Origin of the sequence: Flagellimonas baculiformis (assembly GCF_033441575.1) — a bacterium.
GTDB lineage: Bacteria > Bacteroidota > Bacteroidia > Flavobacteriales > Flavobacteriaceae > Flagellimonas > Flagellimonas baculiformis.
Genome location: NZ_JAUZVW010000001.1, coordinates 53,045 through 71,710, shown reverse-complemented (window position 1 = coordinate 71,710; position 18,666 = coordinate 53,045). Strand labels below are relative to the sequence as shown.

Below are 18,666 nucleotides of genomic sequence, written 5' to 3'. Positions count from 1 at the left end.
ATTTAACAACTTAATTGGCCATTAGCAAAAGTATTGATTCTTCTTTTGCCTTGGCAATAAGATGTTTGGATCGATCAAAATGGTATGTGGAGGGCCTTTTTTAAGGTGTGTTCCAGATTTCCCAAGCCTTTTCGGCTTGCCATTGCAGCATCCCAAGACCATTCTGGATGGTTGCGCCATGGGCTTCCCCAAAGGCAAGGAAAGCGGTTTTGTCGGGGTTGTAGATTAGGTCGTACAGCAAATGTTCCTTTCCGATATGTTGATAGGGAAGGTCAGGTTTTTTTTCAATATCGGGGTGGGTGCCCAAGGGCGTGCAGTTCACGATGAGGGTGTTTTCTTCCATGATGGCCTTGTCCAGTTCATCATAGGTGTACTGTCCCGCTTTTTTGCTTCGCGAAACGTAGGTGGTGCTTATGCCCATCTCTTCGAGCACAAAACGGACCGCTTTGGAGGCTCCGCCCGTACCCAATATCAGGGCCTTTTTGTGGTGGGGTCTTAGCAAAGGTGTAAGGGATTTTTCAAAACCGTAGGCATCTGTGTTGAAGCCTTTCAGACCATTTTCGATGATCTTGATGGTGTTCACGGCACCGATTTTTTCAGCCTTCAAGTCCAATTGGTCCAGATAGGCCAATACTTCTTCCTTGTATGGGATGGTTACGTTGAATCCCTTGATGTTGTCCTGTGAAAGAATGGTTTCCAGTTCGGAAATGTCCTGAAGGTCAAAGTTTTCATAACTGTGGTCATCCATCCCGAGATCTTTGAACTTCTGGGTGAAATAGCTCTTGGAAAAGGAATATGAGATGTTCTTACCGAGAAGTCCGTACCTGTTTTTTTTCATTTCTGTTCTTTCCATACCAGTCCAATAGCAATAATACCAAAATCCCAAGGATTATAAAAAGCAAAGCCCACCAGGTTTCGGCCAATGCCATGTCGGGAAGGTAGCGTTCGTAGTTGAGCACTATTTTGTCCCCGTTGGAATCCAGCAAGGGGTTTCCCTCCGGACTGAGTTTGAACATGGTCTTTTTCCATGGCCAAAGCACCCCGAGCGAACCTGTGATAAAACCCAAGATCACGGCCGTGGTCGTGGCCTTGTAATGTTTGAGCACATAACTCAGCAAATGGGAGAAAGTCACCAGTCCCAATGCCGATCCCGTCGTGAACACCGCCAATATTTTGAGGGTCTCCATCCGTTCGGGGTTGTTCACAAAACTGAAATCTCCCGAAAAAATATCCGAAAAGGTGTCATAGAGGGCATTTACCGAGTCCACCAGAAGCAACACATAGTTGCCCAGAAGGATCAAGATGAAGGAACCTGAAAGGCCGGGGAGTGTCATTCCGGAAACACTGATGATCCCGCATAAAAAAATAAAGATCAAATTGTCGTTCTCCTTGGCTGGACTGAGAAAACTGATGGAAATGCCGATGACCAGTCCGATGATGCCCGCGGTAAGCGTTCTTCGGTTCCAGGGTTCAAAATCTTTGCCGATGTAGTAGATGGACCCGATGACCATTCCAAAAAATGTGGCCCAGACAAAGATTTCGTTATGATCCAAAAAATAATCCAAGATCCTTGAAACACTGAAATAGCTTACCAGCATCCCAAAAATCAGCAGGGCCAAAAACTGTGCGTTGGTATATTTGTAAAAACTCTTGAACCTGCCATTGAACAGCAGTTTCATCGCCTTGGAGTTCAGTTTTTGGAGGGAATAGATGAACTCTTCGTAAAAGCCGCCCACGAAAGCCACGATGCCGCCGGATACCCCAGGCACCTTGTTGGCCGCCCCCATGCAGAGGCCCTTGATGACCAAGAAGAAATTATCCAGAAACGTCCTAGGTTGGTGCATGGGCCAAAATATGTTTTTCCTATTTTTTGGAAGCTGCTCTTTCCAGGATAAAAATAAGCGAAAAACCTATGATGGCTAAGATTATGGCAAGCATTAATTGATTATCGCCCTCAAACGCATCGGGCAGAACGTTGATGTCATCGACAACAATGGTCTTATCCCCAAAAGTGCGGGTCTGGAGTACCTTTTTCCAAGGCCATATTTTGTTCAGGGAGCCCAAAATGAAACCGGTGAGCAGAGCCAAGGTGATGTTTTTATAGTTGTTGAACATCCACTTCAGCAGGCGGGCAAAGCTCAAAAGTCCCACAATGGCCCCCAGGGCAACGGTGAGGACTATTTTGATGTCCCTTTCATGCACGGCATCCAAAATGGTCTTGTAGGAGCCCAGCAGTACCAAAATGAAAGCTCCGGAAATACCTGGGAGAATCATAGCGCATACGGCCAAGGCCCCCGACATGAAAAGATAGGGCAGGCTGTCCGTGTTTGCGCCGACGGGAAGTTCGGTGATAAAATAGGCAACGACGGCACCTAGCACAAAAACGACCACAGTGCTCAAGTTCCATTTTTTGATTTCCTTCCCCACAAAAAACACACTGGCCACTACCAATCCGAAGAAAAAGGACCATAGCAGTACGGGCTCATTTTCCAAAAGCCAACTAAGAAACTTGGCCAAGGAAAGCACACTGATAAAAATGCCCGCAAAAAGAGCGAGTAAAAAATTGCCGTTGATCTTGTTCCAAAAAGCCTTGATGCCCTCTTTCCGCAAAATCGTGATAAGGGACAGGTCAATATTGTTGATGGAGGTAATAAGCTCCTCGTAGATGCCCGAAATAAAGGCAATGGTACCCCCAGATACACCAGGGACCACATCTGCGGCACCCATGGCCATTCCTTTGAGGGTAATAATAATATAGTCCGCTATTCGGCGTGGTTTCATGTAGCTGGGATATAAGGGTAGGGGATTAGGTCGAGGTCTTTTTTATTTTGGAAACCAAGGCCTTTACCCATTTCACTTCGCTGAACTCGGGAAATTCCCCGTCGAACAGTTCCAGTTTGTCCAAGTCCATTTTCATGGCATCTGCCAGAGTTTTCTTGGCTTCGGCAACATCGTTGTTCTTGAGGTAGATTCCGGCCAGTTTATACGTGAGTTTGGCACTGTCGGGATAAAATTCCAACCCTTGGATCAAAACTTGTATCGCGGAATTCAGATCGCCCATTCTTTTCAGGACCTCTGCCCAATTTTTCCAAGTGTCCAGTTCATAGTTTCCTAGGTCCACAGTCTGTTTGTAAGCGAAATCGGCCTCATCCAGATTTTCCAGGGCAAAGTAGATCTTGGCGGCTTTTTTCCAATAGAGCGGGTTCTCTCCATCAATATTGATGGCCTTGTTGATGTAATACAGTGCCTTCTCATGGTTCTTTTGCCTGAAATGGAAATCCGTAATGGCCAACCAGCCCTTGTCCAGCAAAGGGTCTTCGTGTACAGTATGATAGTAATAGTACTTGGCCAGATCGTAGTTGCCCAGTTTTTCATGGCATTTCCCAAGACGAAGGAATGCATGGGAAGTGGGATCCTCCATGGAAATGGTGGCCTCGTAATTTTCTATGGCCTCGTTGTACCGTCCCAACTTTTCGAGCACCTTGCCTTTTTCAAAATAGGCCCCGATGAAGGAATCATCGGAAATAACGGCAAAATCAAATGCGGTCAGGGCTTCTTGGAACATGTCCATGGCGTAGTACATCTTGCCCAACTGGTGCCAGGCCACTTCGCAATAGGGATTGCGTTCCAAATAGTCGTTCAGGTAATGTATGGCACCATCAAAATCTTCAAGGAACTCAAAACAATAGATGACATTGTAGAGCGATGAATAGTCACTTTCGTCATACTCCACACATTTCATGAAACTGAGTTTGGCACGTTCATGATCGTCCATGAACAGGTATTCCATGCCCAAGAGGGAATGGATGTCAAAAGTGTCGTCCGTGAGGTGCAGGGCGTCCAATAACAGGTTTACCGCGGCTTGGTGGTTGTCCTGTTTGGATTGGATGTTGGCCCTTTGGATATAGATTTCCTCATTGAGGGCGTCTATGTCCTGTATTTCGTCCAATAATTTTTCAGCGGCCTCGAATTTGTCCTCAAATGCCAATACTTCAACCTGCAACAGTTTTAGCTCCAAGGAGTTTGGGTGTTGCTCCAGACCAATTTGGATGGCCTTCTTCCCAAGGGAGATTTTTCCGTTGTTGAGGTAGTGGTGAATGATTTCCTCAAAGTCCTCGGAGTCAAAGAAATAGACGTCGTCCGTCTTGAGCATTGACTCGAATTTGCTGATGGATTTGTCAGGATATTCGTTAGAATCTAACGCCATAGGAACTTTTTTGGTTTGACTATGGACTTAAAATTAACCCTTTGGGTATCTCTTTAGGTCCAAAAATCGGGTATGTTATCAACAAATTAGTTAACAGTGTCTGGTTTGTACTCGTTCAAAATCGTAATGATTAAGTCGCAACCGTCCTCAATTTCTTTCATCGAAATGGTCAAAGGAGGTGAAATTCTTGCTGCCCTACCTTCAAACAACAGCCAAAAAAGGATGAGTCCCCTTTTGGCAGCCTCCAAGATCAAATAGTCGGCCACTTCCTTGGTTTCCAGCATTGCGGCCAGCATCAGTCCTTTGCCCCGTACCTCGGTGATCAAGGGGTGGACCAACAGTTTTCGGAACAGCTTTTCCTTCTCCAGCGTCTGTGCGATCAGGTCGGTTTCCGTTAGTTCCCGCAAAGTGGCCAAACTGGCGGCAGCAATCACGGGATTTCCACCAAAGGTGGTGATATGTCCCAGTTTTGGGCTGTGCTGCAACTGTGCCATCATCTCTTTTGAGGCCACAAAGGCACCTGCGGGCAAGCCGGAAGCCATTCCTTTGCCAATCACAAGGATATCGGGCACGCAGTTGAAATGTTCAAAGGCAAAAAGCTTTCCTGTTCTTCCAAACCCGGGTTGGATCTCATCAAGGATGAGCAGAGCGCCCGTCTCGTCACAGCGTTTTCTGACCTTTTCCAGATACCCATTTTCCGGAAGGATGAAACCAGCTCCGCCTTGTATGGTCTCCAAGACCACAGCGGCCGTTTTTTCGGTGATTTTTATCAAATCTTCCGCAACATTGAAGCTGATGAAGCGCACATCGGGAATCAACGGCCTGAACGCACTTTTGCGTTCTTCATAGCCCATAAGGCTCAAACTGCCCATGGTGTTGCCGTGGTAGGCATGGTTGGCCGCAATGATCTGCGATCTTCCGGTATGTCTTTTGGCCAATTTTATGGCTCCTTCCATGGCCTCTGTGCCGGAATTGACCAAATAGGTCGTCTCCAAAGTTTCGGGTAGGTGGGCGGCCAATAGTTTGGTGAATTCCACCGCTGGCTGCTGCACATATTCCCCATAGACCATCACATGCATGTATTTGTCCACCTGTTCTTTGATGGCCTCGATCACCCTGGGATGACCATGGCCCAACCCACAGGCGGACACGCCGGCCACAAAGTCCAAGTGTGCCTTGCCTTCTTGGTCGTAGATATAGCTGCCCTTTGCATGGGAAACCTCCAACCCCAAGGGATGTGGTGTGGTCTGGGCTTGATGGATGAAAAAGTCGTCTTTGTACATTAGGGGGCCTGTACTTTTTTTATTTGGGTCTTTTTTGGCTGTGTGGCCTTGTTGTTGGGGGCGTTGATGGGATCGTTCTCATTTTTTTGCCGTTCCTCTTCCTCTGCATCGATGTCTATGGGGTTATCGATTCCGCGGATCTTTACCAGTTCAATAGTATTGTCGTCCTCATCAAAGATTTCGTCCTTGGACATGATGCGCTCATCGCCCCGCCAGACAAAACCCTTCAATTTCCTACTCTCCACGGGCAGGTCCTTTTCGGGGAAAATGTCCCCATCGGGATTGACGAAGAAGGTAATGTCCTGAATGTCATTGTCGGCCATGATCAATCGGATCTTGCTACAGATGGTCTTGTCAATGCCGATAAGCTCTTGGTCGTCATTGTACATGTAATAAATGACCTCGGTATTGGCGACCAGATCTATGATTTTCAGTTCGTTTTCGATGAATTTCCCATAAAGGTTTTTTCCCTTGGCCTGATTGTATCCGGTTCCACTTATGGTGTCCAGGGAAATGATGAAGGCGTTTTCGATGACTTTGAGGGAATCCATTTTTTCGGTTTCCATATCGGAAATTAGGTGGATGCTGTCACCCGTGATCTGGTTGTCCACATTCCACATAATGGGATTTTTGATCAATTGGGTGATTCCGGTAGTCTCATCAAAATGGATGGAATCGCACTTGCCACTCAGGTCCGTTTTGTAGAATTTGGCATTTCTGAAAGCCCTAAGGATTCTTTTTTCAGGTTTTCCGGTCACCATAAGGGTGTCGCCGTGCATGTAGAGGGAGTCATTCTCCACCAGACTGATGGAAACGGCCCGCTTGGTGGCAAAAACGGAATCCAGCGCCTTATAGACTTCGGCATAATGGGCCTTGATCACCCCGTTGTTGATGGTGTCGGTGATCTTGATGTTGTTGGTGGCCGAGGCAAACTCACTGACCTTGTCAAAATAAAGACTATCGCCCTCTATGATCTTGTTGTCATAATCGATCCGTGTGTTCTTGATGCCATATCCCCGTTCGATTTTGGTATCGTAAAACCCACGTTCACAGTAAATTTTGTATTCTTCCCCCGTGATGGTGGAGGGGCCGTACATGTATGCGTTTTTGGAGGTCGTGTAATAATCCAACTGTTCCGAATCGATGATGTACTCGGGGTTGTCTATGTGCACGTTCCTTTGGAACTGGTACTTTTTTGGGGTCATGAAATAGGTGCCCACCTTGCTGGTCAGCACATTGGCAGAATCCACCACCTTACCGCCAGAGTTGTAATAGGCCAATTGTTTTTCACGGTCAAAATAAAGGGTGTCCGTGGTGAGGGTCATCTGTCCGTTGGTCAGGTCCACACTTTCCCAAGCCTTGGCCAGTTTGGTATTGCCGTCATAATCCATCTTGCCACTGTTCATCTCTATGGAATCCCCTTGTTGCAAACGGATGTTGCCAATGGCCTTCAGACGGTTCTCTTCTGTGTAAAAAATGGCGATATCGCACCAAAGGTCGGCACCTTGGTGTTCAAACTGTACCTGTCTTTCATCGTCCTTGCTGAATATGGAAGCACCCGGGAACTGGGCCTCATCTTTGGTAAAGTTGGCCCCATAGACAATATTGATTTGCCTGCCTTGGGTCTCTTGGCCATTCTCCTGGGCAGATGCCCCAAAAAAACACAGCAATAGAATGAAAAAAGAAATTCTTTTCAAATCCATGGAATTTTGCCCAAAAGTAGGGTTTTTGCCGAAAGTGGCACCAATCCTTTAGAAAGGTTTGGGAAACGGCTCAAATGCGACCCCATGCCCTTTTTCTATCAGAACCTTGATATTACCGATGTATTGTCTGCAATCTATCAGGCCCTACAGAAACAATCTTGATCGGTACCTGTAGTTGTTCTTCCAAAAATGTAATGTAATCCTCTAGTGCAGGAGGAAGCTCTTCCGCTGTGGTTAATTTGGTAAGGTCCTTCGCCCAACCCTTCATTTCTGTGTAAACAGGAGTAACGTATTCACTTTCAATATTGTAGGGAAGGTGCTGTATCTTTTCTCCTTTATAGTCATAGGCGGTACAGACCTTAATGGTCTTGAATCCACTGAGGACATCAGCTTTCATCATGATCAATTCGGTCACGCCATTGATCTGTACGGCATATTTCAATGCGACAAGGTCCAACCAGCCACAACGCCTTGGTCTTCCCGTGGTGGCACCAAATTCATTGCCCACGCGTCCCATGGTCGCTCCATCCTCATCAAAAAGTTCGGTGGGGAAGGGGCCACTGCCCACTCGGGTGGTATAGGCCTTGAAAATGCCCAATACCTTCTCGATCTTGTTGGGGGCAACACCCAGTCCAGTGCAGGCGCCTGCTGCGGTGGTGTTGGATGAGGTGACAAAGGGATAGGTCCCAAAATCAATGTCCAGAAGGGAACCTTGGGCTCCTTCGGCAAGTATTTTCTTTCCTTCTGCCTGTGCTTTGATGATGTATTCCTCACTGTCGATGAAGGTCAATTTTTTGAGGGTTTCCACACCTTCACAGAATTCGGCCTCCAATTCGGTCAAGTTGTATTCGATCTCCGCATTGTAAAAATCGATCATGGCCTCGTGCTTGTCGGCGAGGGCACGGTATTTCGTCTTCCAATCGTCAAATTCCAGATCGCCCACACGCATTCCGTTGCGTCCGGTTTTGTCCATATAGGTAGGGCCAATGCCCTTGAGGGTGGAACCGATTTTGGCTTTTCCCTTGGAGGCTTCGGAAGCGGCATCCAGCAAACGGTGCGTGGGAAGAATGAGATGTGCCTTGCGCGAGATCAACAGCTTGGAAACGATATCGATGTTGAACTTTTCGAGGTTGTCCAGTTCCTTTTTGAAAATGACGGGGTCAATGACCACACCATTGCCCACAATATTGATGGCATTTTTGTGAAAAATTCCAGAGGGGATGGTATGTAGCACATGTTTTATGCCATCGAACTCCAAGGTATGCCCTGCGTTGGGGCCTCCTTGAAATCTGGCGATAATATCGTATTCCTTGGTTAGTACATCAACAATTTTTCCTTTTCCTTCATCTCCCCATTGGAGTCCAAGCAATAAATCTACCATGAAATGTGTTGGTTATTCTGTTAGGTTTTCTTCTTTGTTTCGGGTTCCGTAGAAATATAACGAGTGGTTGTTGATCTTGATGTCAAAAACCTCTTCGATCGTCTTTTTTATGGATTGGATGCGGGGATCACAAAACTCGACCACCTCTCCGGTATCGGTAAGAATGACATGGTCGTGCTGACGGTCAAAATAGGATTTCTCGTACTGTGCCTGGTTTTTTCCAAATTGGTGCTTGCGTACCAGTTTGCATTCCAATAAGAGTTCAATGGTATTGTAGAGCGTGGCGCGGCTCACCCTGTAATTCTTTGTCTTCATTTTGATGTAGAGGGATTCCACGTCAAAATGATCGTCACTTTCATAGATTTCCTGTAAAATGGCGTAGCGCTCAGGTGTCTTCCGGTGCCCCTTTTCCTCAAGGAACGCAGTGAACACGTTTTTTACAATTTCCTGATTCTTATTGTTTCCCATGGCTTTCTACCTATGCTAATGCACAAAGGTACAGCTAAAAATTAAATTCTGGTGACTTTGTCGATCCCCTCTACCTGCTTTAGATTGTCCATGAGCCTTTTCAGGATGTTGTTGTTTTTTACCACGAGAGTGATCTTCCCTTTGAAGGTGCCGCCATCCGCACTGAAATTGAGGTTCCGCATGTTCACGTGCATGTTCTCGGAAATGATCTTGGTGATGTCCTTGACCAGTCCGAGGTTGTCGATTCCCGTAATTTGTATGTCCACCGAAAATTCTTCCTGGGTAGAATCAATCCACTTGGCGGTCATGATGCGGTAGGCATAGTTGGATTGCAGGGAAATGGCATTGGGGCAGTTTTTCTTGTGCACCTTAATACCATCGTTCACGCTTACAAAGCCGAACACCTCATCCCCTGGAATGGGGTTGCAGCATTGGGAAAGTTTGTAGTTCAACCGTTCCTCTTCCTTGCCGAACACGAGCATGTCGTACTTGGTGGTGATCTCGTCCTTGTCCACATCTTTCGGGACAGGGGTTTTCCGTATCCGGTTCTTGAAGAAGTTGATGAAGGCGTTGTGATAGGACGATGCAAAATCTTTCAGCTTGTCATTGTCTATGACCCCGATGCCCACTCGATAGAACAGGTCCAGACTGGTCTTCAGTTTGAAGTAGTTCACCAGTTTGTTAACCGTGTCCTCGTTGAGGGTGATCTTTTGGGATTTCAGCTTTCTGCGAAGGATTTCTTTGCCTTCTTCGGCCACTTCCTTTTTCTCCTCCATCAATGAGGATTTGATCTTCGCCCTGGCCCTGGCCGTATTGGCATAGTCCAGCCAGCTTTGGTTGGGCTTGGCCGTTTCCGAGGTCATGATCTCGACTTGGTCGCCACTGTGGAGCTCTGTGCCCAGCGGTACCAATTTCCCATTCACCTTGGCCCCACGGGTCTTCATGCCAATCTCGGTATGGATGTTGAAGGCGAAATCCAGGGCCGTGGCCCCTTTGGGCATGGATTTTAGATCTCCCTTCGGAGTGAACACAAAGATTTCCTTGGCGTAGAGGTTCAGTTTGAATTCCTCCACAAAGTCAACAGCATTGCCATTGGCACTTTCAAGGGCTTCCTGTAATTTATTGAGCCATTCCTCGATGCCCTGCTCCTTTTGGTCACCATGTTTATATTTGAAGTGCGCCGCATAGCCTTTTTCCGCTATTTCGTGCATCCGCTCACTTCGGATCTGGACTTCCACCCATTTGCCTTTCGGACCCATTACGGTGATGTGGAGCGCCTCGTAGCCCGTGGATTTGGGAGAAGTGATCCAATCGCGCAAGCGGATGGGGTTGGGGGTGAAGTGGTCCGTTACGATGGAATAGATCTTCCAGGCAAGGAACTTTTCGTTCTTTCGGTCAGATTTATAGATGATCCTGATGGCAAATTTATCATATACCTCGTCAAAGGAGACATTCTGGGCCTTCATTTTCCTTCGGATGGAAAAAATGGACTTCATCCGGCCCTTGATCTGGTAATTGAGCCCTTCCTTGTCCAGTGACTTTTTGATCACATTGGAGAAGGCATCAATGTAGGCCAAGCTCTCCTCTTCGGTATCCTCGACCTTGGCCTTGATATCATGGTACACCTCTGGTTCGGTATATTTTAGGGAAAGGTCTTCCAAATGTGTTTTGATGTTGTACAGCCCGATCCTGTGCGCCAGCGGAGCATAGATGTAGAGGGTTTCCGAAGCGATCTTGACCTGCTTGTGCTCTGGCATGGACTCCATGGTGAGCATATTGTGGTACCTATCGGCAATCTTGATGATGATGACCCGGACATCGTCATGCAGCGTGAGCAGCATTTTTCTAAAATTCTCCGCTTGCTGGCTGATGTCCATGTCCTTTTTGAGGTGGGCGATCTTGGTGAGGCCGTCCACGATACGGGCCACAGTTTCCCCGAACATCCGCTCAATGTCGGAAAGGGTGTAGGGGGTATCCTCGACCACATCGTGCAACAGGGCCGCTGCTATGGACACGGCATCGAGACCTATCTTGGAGGCCACGATCTTGGCCACGGCTATGGGGTGGAAGATGTATGCCTCGCCAGATTTCCGCCTTTGGTCCTTATGGGCATCCACGGCCACATCAAAGGCGGAGCGTATCAACTTTTTGTCCTCATCGGTCAAAGTTTGATAGCTTATGCGAAGCAGTTCCTTGTACTGCTTTGCAATCTCCTTGTTCTCTTTTTCAATCGCAGCCTCTGTCATAGTATATTAAAGTTAGCACAATCTTATCAGCTAGACAACAAAAACTATGCCCTAAGGTTTCTGATGCGCTCAATCAACGGAGGGTGGGAATAGTGCACAAAAACGTAAGCAGGGTGGGGGGTCAGGTTGCTCAAGTTGTTCTTTGAAAGCTTTTTTAACGAAGTGACCAGAGGTGTTGCCGCAAAAGTGTTTTTGGCAAAGTCATCTGCTTGGTACTCAAATTTTCTGGAGAGATAGTTCATCGCCAGTCCCGTTATTTCTGAAATGGGGCTGTACAAAAGGGCAAACCCCACCAAAGCCGCATGAAAACTGGGTGTGGACACCCCAATCGCCAACGATATCTCGGGATGGTTGATGAAAAGGGAGAGCACATAAAGGGTAAAGCCTGTCAGGGCCAACGAAACCATCAGGTTGAAGATGATGTGTTTTTTCTTGTAATGTCCTACCTCGTGGGCCAGTACCGCTACAATTTCCTCTTCGCTCAGGTCGTCTATCAAAGTGTCAAAAAGAGTGATGCGTTTCTCTTTTCCCAATCCCGAAAAATAGGCATTGGCCTTGGTGGAGCGCTTAGATCCATCGATTACAAAAATATTCTTCAATTCAAACCCAACTTTTTGGGCATAGTTTTCAATGGCCTTTTTTAGGCTGCCTTCCTTCAGTGGTGTCTGTTTGTTGAAAAGAGGGACGATCAAACGGCTATAAAAAAGATTGACAAAAAGAATCACTACGCCTATCATGGCCCAGGTGTAGATCCAAAAGTTGGGACCGGTCCATTGGAGGAACATCATGAACAAGGCCAAAATGCCGCCACCCAACACAATCGTGAGCAGGCCACCTTTCAGTTTGTCCATGAAAAACAATTTTCGGGAGGTTTTGTTGAACCCATACGCTTCCTCAATGACAAAGGTTCTGTAATAGGAAAAGGGCAATCCAAGAACGGTGCTTCCCAAGGTGATCAACCCGAAGAAGACCAATGCCATGGGAATCGGGTTTTCGGTAAGGGAGCGGGTGATGCCATCGACCCATTCAAATCCGCCAAACCACAAAAAACAAATGGTGACGGCCAACGAAAAGCCATCCGAAATCAACCCAAACCGATAATTGGCCTGTTTGTATTGTTGTGATTTTCGATACTCTTCTTCATCAAAGACATCGGAAAGTTCCATGGGCAGGTTTGCCCCAAAACGCTTGGCGTTCAGGTATTCCAGAAGTTGATGGACCAAATATTGGACTATCAGGATGACCAAAATGACATAAAAGAGCAAAGTCTTTTCCATAGCTTAGAATCCGCGTTGCCGCTTCGCCTCAAATATAAGTATTGCCGCCGATACGGAAACGTTCATGGAATCTATTTCTCCTTGCATCGGTATTATGAGATTTTGGTCGGAACTTTTGAGCCAAACGTCCGTTAATCCGGTGGCTTCCGTTCCCATCACAATGGCCGTGGCACCCGTAAGATCACAATCCACATAATTTTTGGAGGCGGTCAGTGCGGCACAATAGATCTTGATGTGGTTTTGTTGGAGGAAATGGATGATTTCCTCGGTGGAACCCATGCCAATCTGATTGGTGAACACGCAGCCCACACTGGACCGGACAATGTTCGGGTTGTACAGGTCCGATTTGGGGTTGGCAATCAGCACCGCATCCACTGCAGCGGCATCGGCAGTCCGTAGCAGGGCACCGATGTTGCCCGGTTTTTCCGGGGCTTCGGCAACCAGAACCAAAGGTTCTTTGTTCTTGAAATGGATTTTGTCCAAACCATGGTCCTTTGCTTTCAGGATTCCCAAAACGCCTTCGGTGGTACCCCTGTGGGCCATTTTTTCATAGACCGATTTTGTAATCTGTACAGTTTCGGTCTTGGAATTTTTCAGGAATGGTCGAATTTGGGAGGAATCCAAAATATCCGGACAATATAACAGGGTCTCCAAGGGGTATCCGCCCTTTTGTGCAAGTTCCAATTCTCGCTGCCCTTCTACCACAAAAAGTCCCGTTGTCTTACGTTCCCGGGATTTTTCTTTAAGGAGCAGTATTTTTTTTACCAATGGATTTTGGAGACTGCTGATCAGTTTGGTTTCCATCATAAAGTAAAAATAGCTATTCCTGTAATGTAAAAAAGGGGTTTTCGACCAAGTGACCAAACTTACACCATGAAAAAAACAACCATCCTATTGACTGTATTGGCCGTTTTTGCCTGCAAACAGTCCCCGAAAAATGAAGAAAAAGAACCGCAGACCTCTATGGAAGAGAAGATGGACCAGCATGCTTTTCCAGAAGCACTTTCCAAGGTTTTTGATGCCCACGGCGGCCTGAAGCTCTGGAAAAAGCAGCGGACCCTTTCCTTTGTGCTGCCCAATCCCGAACTTCCCGAGACCCACACCATTGATCTGTGGTCACGAAGGGATAGAGTGGATACCGATTCATTTTCCCTAGGATTTGATGGAGCACAAGTTTGGCTCCATGATTCCCAAGAAGCCTATAAGGGAGATGCCGCATTTTACCACAACCTGATGTTCTATTTTCAGGCGATGCCCTTTGTTTTGGCAGATGATGGTATCGTGTACACCGCTGCGGAAGACTTGGAATTTGAAGGGAAAAGCTATCCGGGTATCCAGATTGGTTATGAGACTGGGGTAGGGGCTTCATCCAAGGATGAATATTATATCCATTTTGACCCCGAAACCCACCAGATGGCCTGGTTGGGCTATACCGTGACCTACGGCACCGGGGAGCCTTCGGATAATTTTAGATGGATTCATTACAACGAATGGCAGGAAGTCAATGGCGTGTTGCTTCCAAAGGCCATCACCTGGTACAATTATGAAGGACGCACCATATTGGATGCAAAGAGTACCGTGGTCTTTGAGAATGTGATGCTGTCCGAGGATGCCAAACTGGAAAGTATGTATGCCAAGCCTGAAGGGGCGGAATTCATTCCTTTGAGTAAGAGTTAGGAATTGTTTGTCAATTCGAGCGCAGTCGAGAATGTTTTAGGTTTCGACTGCGCTCAACCTGACAAATTTCAATACTAAGGCAGGTCGGGTTAATTATTACTTCCCTTCGTCTTCATACTTGCCCATATACCTTTTCCAAAGTTCGGTCTGATGGGTTTCCAATGAAACATCCCGGCCATCGATATACGCTTTGGATAGTTTGTTAGTGCGCATGTCCAAAGCATCTCCTTCCGAAATGAACAAGGTGGCACTTTTGCCAACTTCCAAAGTGCCGTACATGTCGTCGATGCCCAGTATTTTTGCGGTGTTCCCTGTCACCAATTGCAGAGCGGTCTCTTTGTCCAGTCCTTGGCCCACGGTTTGTCCTGCGTAGAAGGGTAGGTTCCTGGTCTGGAAATTGGCGGCCTCCTCATTTTGCAACCCGACCAAAAGTCCGGCATCCACGAGCAATTTGGGCAATTTATAGGGAAGATCGTAATCGTCATCGTCATATTCGGGCAATGAATGGGTGAGATTCACCAATACGGGAACGTTGTTTTCCTTTAGGAAGTCAGCGATTTTATTGGCACGATATCCACCTACGATCACCACATTCTTCACTCCCGCTTTTTTTGCGGTCGCCACGGCATCCATCATCTCCTTTTCGCCATTGGCGTGGATGTACAGATTTTTGGAACCATCAAAAAGGCCCTGCATGGCTTCAAAGGGAAGGTTTCTTTCTTTCTCCACGGAGTTTCCATAGGCACTGGAATTTTGGAAGAACACCTCGATGTCGCCTACTTGTCCTGTATATTCCTTGTTGGGAATGTAGCCTCTGTCTTCTCCCATCCACCATCTTCCTCTCCTGAAGAAGGACGGCCAGTTCAAGTGGATGCCATCATCCGTCTTGACAGAGGCATCCTCCCAGTTCCACGCATCGAACTGTACAATGCTCGATGTGCCTGAAATGGTTCCACCTTGAGGGGTCACTTGACCTAACAAAACCCCGTTCGGACGCATACTTTCCACCACTTTGGATTCTGCGTTGTAGGCGATGATGCTCCTGACGTGTGGGATCATTTCCCCGATTTCATCTTGGTCATCACTGGCCCTTACGGCATCCACTTCTACCAGACCGAGGGATTTGGATGGTGCTATAATGCCCGGATATACGTGTTTTCCTTTGGCATCTATCATGGTGCCAATGGTCGGTGCCATAAGGTCGGAACCTATGGCCGTGATCTTTCCATCCGCAAATATGATGGTACAGTTTTCTATGACCTCTCCATTGCCAATATGGGCGGTCGCCCCAAAGATGGCAACTTGTTCGGTCTGTTTGGGGGCTGGGGTCTGTTGGGCGGAAGTTGTAAAACTCAAAGCTAGCATGACCACGAAGGCAATGCGCCTCAAAAACACCCCTAAAGTCCCCTCAAGGGGACAATGATTGCCTGAATTTATATCTGAAAATTTCATTATCTTACTTTAAAGGGTTTCACATTCAAATCGTTCTTTCTTGCTTTGGGCAGGTGTACGGGTCTTTCCACCATTTTTCTTTTCGTTCAGCATCATGCCGATCAATTGGTTTCTTTCCTTTTTCACGGATTCCCTGAGCATTTGGTCTTTTTCCAAATCGAAATAGACTTTACCCTCGATCAAGGTTTTTTCTGCCTTGGCATATACGGATAGCGGATGGTCTGTCCAAAGCACCACATCGGCATCCTTGCCTTCTTGGATGCTGCCTACACGGTCGTCCAAATGCAACAGTTTGGCAGGGTTAAGGGTGACCATTTTCCAAGCCTCGATTTCGGACATTCCCCCATACTTGACGGTTTTCCCCGCCTCTTGGTTCAGTCTTCTGGACATTTCGGCATCGTCACTGTTGATGGCCACGGTAACCCCTTGGCTGGCCATGATGGCGGCATTGTAGGGAATGGCATCGTTCACTTCATATTTGTAGGCCCACCAATCACTGAAAGTGGAACCTCCAACTCCGTGCTCGGCCATTTTATCGGCCACTTTGTACCCTTCCAGGATGTGGGTAAAGGTGTTCATACGGAAGTTGAACTTTTCCGCCACCTTCATCATCATGTTGATTTCACTCTGCACATAGGAGTGGCAACTGATGAACCTTTCGCCATTCAGGATTTCGGCAAGGGTTTCCATTTCCTCATCATAACGGAAGGGCTGTCCGCTCTTCTTTTTTGCATCATATTCTTTGGCACGCTGGAAATAGTCAGTATATACCTGCTCGACGCCCATTCGGGTCTGTGGAAAACGGGAAAAACTGTCCCAATTGGACTGTTTCACGTTCTCGCCCAGTGCAAATTTGATGAACTTTGGTGCATTGGGGAATACCAATCCATCTGCGTTTTCCCCCCATTTTAAGCGTAGGATGGCGGAACGGCCCCCAATCGGGTTGGCGGAACCGTGCAACAGTTGGATCGTAGTGACACCGCCTGCAAGGTTTCTGTAGATGTCCATGTCCGTTGGGTCGATGACATCCTTCATCCGCACTTCCGCGGAAGAATTATGGCCTCCTTCGTTGATGGCCAAAGCGGCAATGTGCGAATGCTCGTCAATGACCCCGGCGGTAAGGTGTTTTCCAGTGGCATCCACCACGGTGGCCCCTCCTGCGCGAAGGTCTTTCCCGACCTTTTCTATTTTTCCATTTTTGATCAACACATCGGTATTTTCCAAAATGGCCTCTCCGGTCCATACCGTTGCATTCTTAAAAAGAATGTTTTCTTGTTTGGGCTTTTCCTTGTATCCAAAACCTACATTAGGGTAGGAGAGTGCCACCAATTCTGGCTTCTCGGCACTCTTGTTTTCGGATTTCTCCTCAAAAGGTGATGATTTGGTCAGGCTGGCCGTTGTTTCGTTTCCGTTGGGAAGCACCATCTTGCCGCTGATTGTGTTCGAGCCTGGGACAACCCGGGCAATCATACGGTAAGAACTTATGTTATCGTCTGAAAAGGAAAGGTTCAACCAATTGTCGGAGAAGTCAATCTTGGAATCGACAGTTTCATCACCTTTTTTCAATTCGGCCTTGGGCTTGTCAATGGAACCGGTAAGGGCCACGGTATAGCTATTTCCATTCACATTGAGATTGTAATTCCCGCGAATGTCCACCAAATCCATGGACTGGATGATGTTCTTGGTTCCCTGTACCCAGTTTTCGTAGAGGATGGTGTTCTCATCAAAAATTTCGCCAGAGGTGATCAGGAAGTTGGCCTGGCTACCGGTCTGTAGGGACCCGATTTGGCCGGACATGCCCAAAATGCCCGCAGGCACAGTGGTCAGGGCTTCCAAAGCCTTGGTCTTGGAAAGACCATAGGTGATGGCCTTCATCAATTTTTCCTTCAGGTCGGAAGGCGATTTCAATTCGTGCAACGTGATGGAGAATTCCACACCGTTATCTGCCAATACCTTAGGATTGGACGGCGCCAAGTTCCAATGCCGCATATCTTTCAAGGCAATATATTCGGCCTGATAGGGGTTGGACACATCGAAGGCATCCGGAAAATTCAAGGGAAGGATCAACTTGGCCTTGGTGGCCTTGATGTCCTCAATGCGCTCATATTCATCACCCCCGCCCAAAATGGCGTATTGGATGCCGAAAAGGTCGCCGATTTTATCGGCCCGAAGCACATTTCCATTGTCTCCGGCAGCAAAGATCTGTGTCAATCCATTGTTGGCGGCCAAGGCTTCCAGAGAGCGGTCCTTGGTGTCCACATTGCCCTTGCTGTACCAGTCCAGATCATAGTATAATTGTCTCATCAAGGCCATGGCACCCATCAAGGAACCTGGATAGGATTGCCTTTTGGCCACGCTTTTTTCGAAGGAAAAGTATTGTGCGGACTTGTCCGAAAGGATTCTCTGCGCCTCGGAACCTTCATCGTTCAATGCGACCAATAGCCCAGTTCCTCGAGCAATACCGTCCTGGATATGGGTATTGACCGCCCCAAAACCTGCTTTTCGGAGCTCTTCGGCTTTTTTGGAGTCGTAGGTGAAATTGTTCACGGCATTGTTTTCCGGCATGATGTGGTCGTTCCAATAGAATCCTTCCCTTTCAGGACCATATTGGGCAGATCTTCCGGCACCACTTGCCCTTTCTGGCATCTTGACCCCGAAACTTGAAAAAATATCTACAAAAGAGGGGTAAATTGACTTTCCATCAAGGTCTTCGATCACTGCATTTTTGGGAATGCTCACAGATTTTCCGACCTGGACCACCTTGCCGTTCTGGATCAGTAGGGTACCTTTTTCAATGACCTGGGTGGGGGTCATGTAGATCTTGGCATTGGTGAATGCCGTGTAGTTGTTGTTCTTTGTCTTTACACCGTCATTTTTTGGAAAATAATCTTGTGCGAACAAAGAAATACTGCCCAAAAGAAAGGACAGTGCCAAGAGTTTAATTTTCATAAAGTTATAATTGAATTAGTTTA

Annotated in this window: 14 protein-coding genes; 1 reads left to right on the top strand and 13 read right to left on the bottom strand. The window is 47.3% G+C overall.

Going from position 1 to position 18,666, the window contains the following annotated elements:
* Nucleotides 1–100 precede the first annotated feature (100 nt).
* The 11 genes from SD450_RS00300 to SD450_RS00250 all read right to left on the bottom strand — a co-directional run bounded on the left by SD450_RS00300 (nucleotide 101) and on the right by SD450_RS00250 (nucleotide 13,372).
* Nucleotides 101–838, bottom strand: a complete 738-nt coding sequence (locus SD450_RS00300) for a shikimate dehydrogenase family protein (RefSeq protein ID WP_318342665.1) — start codon at nucleotides 836–838, stop codon at nucleotides 101–103.
* On the bottom strand, nucleotides 807–1,844 hold the full coding sequence (locus SD450_RS00295; RefSeq protein WP_318342664.1) for a DUF368 domain-containing protein: 1,038 nt from the start codon (nucleotides 1,842–1,844) through the stop codon (nucleotides 807–809). The genes SD450_RS00300 and SD450_RS00295 overlap by 32 nt, the downstream gene beginning before the upstream one ends.
* Nucleotides 1,845–1,863: 19 nt before the next feature.
* A complete protein-coding gene (locus SD450_RS00290; RefSeq protein ID WP_318342663.1) occupies nucleotides 1,864–2,781 on the bottom strand; it encodes a DUF368 domain-containing protein in 918 nt (305 codons plus the stop codon).
* Nucleotides 2,782–2,806: 25 nt separating this feature from the next.
* The gene (locus SD450_RS00285) at nucleotides 2,807–4,207 is read right to left on the bottom strand and encodes a tetratricopeptide repeat protein (protein WP_318342662.1); all 1,401 of its coding nucleotides are present in this window, start codon (nucleotides 4,205–4,207) and stop codon (nucleotides 2,807–2,809) included.
* An 86-nt stretch (nucleotides 4,208–4,293) separates the two neighbouring features.
* Nucleotides 4,294–5,490, bottom strand: a complete 1,197-nt coding sequence (locus SD450_RS00280) for an aspartate aminotransferase family protein (protein WP_318342661.1) — start codon at nucleotides 5,488–5,490, stop codon at nucleotides 4,294–4,296.
* A complete protein-coding gene (locus SD450_RS00275) occupies nucleotides 5,490–7,193 on the bottom strand; it encodes an OstA-like protein (RefSeq protein ID WP_318342660.1) in 1,704 nt (567 codons plus the stop codon). Before SD450_RS00275 ends, SD450_RS00280 begins: the two co-directional genes overlap by 1 nt.
* Before the next feature lie 112 nt (nucleotides 7,194–7,305).
* Entirely contained in the window at nucleotides 7,306–8,574 is a 1,269-nt protein-coding gene (locus SD450_RS00270; RefSeq protein ID WP_318342659.1) for an adenylosuccinate synthase, read from the bottom strand.
* A gap of 12 nt (nucleotides 8,575–8,586) precedes the next feature.
* On the bottom strand, nucleotides 8,587–9,042 hold the full coding sequence (locus SD450_RS00265; RefSeq protein ID WP_072877505.1) for a Fur family transcriptional regulator: 456 nt from the start codon (nucleotides 9,040–9,042) through the stop codon (nucleotides 8,587–8,589).
* Nucleotides 9,043–9,083: 41 nt separating this feature from the next.
* Nucleotides 9,084–11,288, bottom strand: a complete 2,205-nt coding sequence (locus SD450_RS00260; protein ID WP_318342658.1) for a RelA/SpoT family protein — start codon at nucleotides 11,286–11,288, stop codon at nucleotides 9,084–9,086.
* Between the two features lie 44 nt (nucleotides 11,289–11,332).
* Nucleotides 11,333–12,565 carry a M48 family metallopeptidase gene (locus SD450_RS00255; RefSeq protein WP_318342657.1) on the bottom strand — a complete coding sequence of 411 codons (1,233 nt, stop codon included), beginning with the start codon at nucleotides 12,563–12,565 and terminating at the stop codon, nucleotides 11,333–11,335.
* A 3-nt stretch (nucleotides 12,566–12,568) separates the two neighbouring features.
* Nucleotides 12,569–13,372 (bottom strand): TrmH family RNA methyltransferase, encoded by an 804-nt coding sequence (locus SD450_RS00250; RefSeq protein ID WP_318342656.1) that lies wholly within the window; start codon nucleotides 13,370–13,372, stop codon nucleotides 12,569–12,571.
* 66 nt (nucleotides 13,373–13,438) lie between these two features.
* On the opposite strand from SD450_RS00250, the gene SD450_RS00245 reads away from it, so the two are divergent.
* On the top strand, nucleotides 13,439–14,242 hold the full coding sequence (locus SD450_RS00245) for a DUF6503 family protein (protein ID WP_318342655.1): 804 nt from the start codon (nucleotides 13,439–13,441) through the stop codon (nucleotides 14,240–14,242).
* Nucleotides 14,243–14,338: 96 nt separating this feature from the next.
* On the opposite strand, the gene SD450_RS00240 is transcribed toward SD450_RS00245, so the two are convergent.
* Nucleotides 14,339–15,607, bottom strand: coding sequence for an amidohydrolase family protein (locus tag SD450_RS00240; RefSeq protein WP_404828215.1), 1,269 nt, complete (start codon nucleotides 15,605–15,607; stop codon nucleotides 14,339–14,341).
* Nucleotides 15,608–15,703: 96 nt separating this feature from the next.
* Nucleotides 15,704–18,643: an amidohydrolase family protein gene (locus SD450_RS00235; protein WP_318342654.1), complete on the bottom strand. Its 2,940-nt coding sequence runs from the start codon at nucleotides 18,641–18,643 to the stop codon at nucleotides 15,704–15,706.
* Nucleotides 18,644–18,666 lie beyond the last annotated feature (23 nt).